Annotated in this window: 2 protein-coding genes; both read left to right on the plus strand. The window is 64.3% G+C overall.

All coding sequences use genetic code 11. The features are described from left to right. A partial coding sequence (locus QWZ14_RS08700) for a transposase domain-containing protein (RefSeq protein WP_290316243.1) occupies positions 1–160 on the plus strand: 160 nt, incomplete at its 5' end. Beyond that, positions 99–2,027 carry an IS1182 family transposase gene (locus tag QWZ14_RS08705; RefSeq protein ID WP_290316244.1) on the plus strand — a complete coding sequence of 643 codons (1,929 nt, stop codon included), beginning with the start codon at positions 99–101 and terminating at the stop codon, positions 2,025–2,027. The genes QWZ14_RS08700 and QWZ14_RS08705, both read left to right, overlap by 62 nt. Positions 2,028–2,082: the final 55 nt, after the last annotated feature.

The following is a 2,082-nucleotide window of genomic DNA, read 5'->3' on the forward strand; positions in this document are numbered from 1 at the left end:
GGCGATCGCCTCGCTGATCGCCACCGCCAAGCTCAACGGCCTCGATCCAGAGGCCTATCTCCGCCGCGTGCTGGAACGCATTGCTGATCATCCCGTCAATCGGGTCGTCGAGCTCCTGCCCTGGAACATGTCAGGCGACGCCAAAACCGCCGAAGCCTGACGGCCGGGCGTCGCGTCACCGGACGCTTACGGCGCGGCAGGGGATCGAGATCGGCCGCGACGTGCTGGCCAGCTGGCTCGGCACCGCCGCCGCCGAGATCCGGCCCGTGGTGGCGCGGCTGCGGGAGATCCTGCTCGGCTCGGCGCGGCTGTTCGCCGACGAAACCACGATACTGTCGGCGAAGTCCCGAGTAGCCGTTACGTCTGTGGAGGGAATCATGAGCCTTCGTTCGGAGCCGATTGGCGAGATCCCGATTGAAACGGTGCGGATTGCGCAGGCCGCTTTCCCAAGGGGTACGGTCGTGACGCGGCTCCGCGACGAGTTCCACGACCTGTATCGAAACGAGGACTTCCGGGATTTTTATCCTCGCAAGGGCCAACCTGCCCTGGCCCCTTGGCGCCTGGCGCTGGTCACGGTCTTACAGTTTCTGGAAAACCTCAGCGACCGACAGACGGCCGAAGCGGTGCGGGCTCGCATCGACTGGAAGTATGCGCTCGGGCTCGAGCTGACCGACCCCGGCTTCCATTTCAGCGTCTTGACCGAGTTTCGGGCGCGACTAGTCGCCGGAAAGGCGGAGCACCTGTTACTGGATCGAATGCTCGAGCGCTTCAAGGCACGCGGCCTTGTCAGGGCCCGGGGCAAGCAACGCACCGATAGCACGCATGTGCTGGCTGCGGTGCATGATCTGCATCTCCTCGAACTGGTAGCCGAGACTCTGAGAGCCACGCTCGACGACCTCGCCGCCGTGGCCCCCGACTGGCTACGTGGGATCGCCCAGCCCATCTGGCTCAAGCGGTACGCGCGCCGCATCGAGGACTACCATCTGCCCAAGAGCCAGGAGCGGCGTGAGGCGCTAGCCCGCGAGATCGGAGCAGATGGCTTCCTCCTGCTCGATGCTCTGAATGCGCCGGGCGCGTCGACTGCGGCGCGTGAGGCACCGATGGTCGGGACCCTTCAGAATGTATGGCGGGTGCACTACGCCCGCGATGATGGCAAGCCGCGCCTGCGGGCTGGCACGGAGTTACCGCCAGTCGGTGAACGAGTGCAGTCACCGCATGACACCGATGCGCATTACAGCATGAAGCGGCAGATCGCATGGCTCGGCTACAAGGTGCATGTCACCGAAACCTGCGACGAAGACATGGCGCACGTGATCACGCATGTGGCGACGTGCCCTGCGATGCGGCCGGACATGGCGAGCACGGCGGCAATCCAGCACCAGCTGGCTAGAAAGGATCTCCTGCCTGCAGAGCATTTTGTAGACTCGGGCTACGTCGATGCGGGGCTGCTGGTGAGCAGTTGGCGAGACCATGCGATCTCCCTTGAGGGACCCGTGCGGGGGGTGTCGACCTCACAGAGTCGCTCGGGACGGGGTTATGAGCAGAAGGATTTTGCCATCGATTGGGAGCAAGAGCACGTCACCTGCCCACAAGGCAAGACGTCAGCGATCTGGCGTATGGCACTAGATGAAGACGGCAGCCCACGGGTCCAGGCCGTATTCAGCCAGCACGACTGCAAACCTTGCGCCGCAAGGGCATTCTGCGCGCCAGGGAAAGGTGCGCGCCGCTTCATCTACTTTCACCCGCGCTCGGAGTACGAAGCCCTGCATGCCGCGCGTGCGCGGATGAACGACCCCGCTTGGCAGGAGCGCTACCATATCCGAGCCGGAGTGGAGGGTACGATATCCCAGGGCGTACGTGCCTTCGCAATGCGCCGGAGCCGCTACATCGGGCTGGCGAAGACCGGACTGCAGCAAATCTGCGTTGCTGCCGGGATGAACGTACTTCGCGTCGTCAACTGGCTAGATGGACGGCCGCGCGCCAAAACTCGCGTCACGCGTTTTGCCTCACTGGCACAAGCCGCCTGACTTCGCCGACAGTATCAAACCACGATGCCGGTGCTCGAGCCCGGCCGTGGTCGGA

Source organism: Paeniroseomonas aquatica, assembly GCF_030409335.1.
Lineage (GTDB): Bacteria > Pseudomonadota > Alphaproteobacteria > Acetobacterales > Acetobacteraceae > Belnapia > Belnapia aquatica.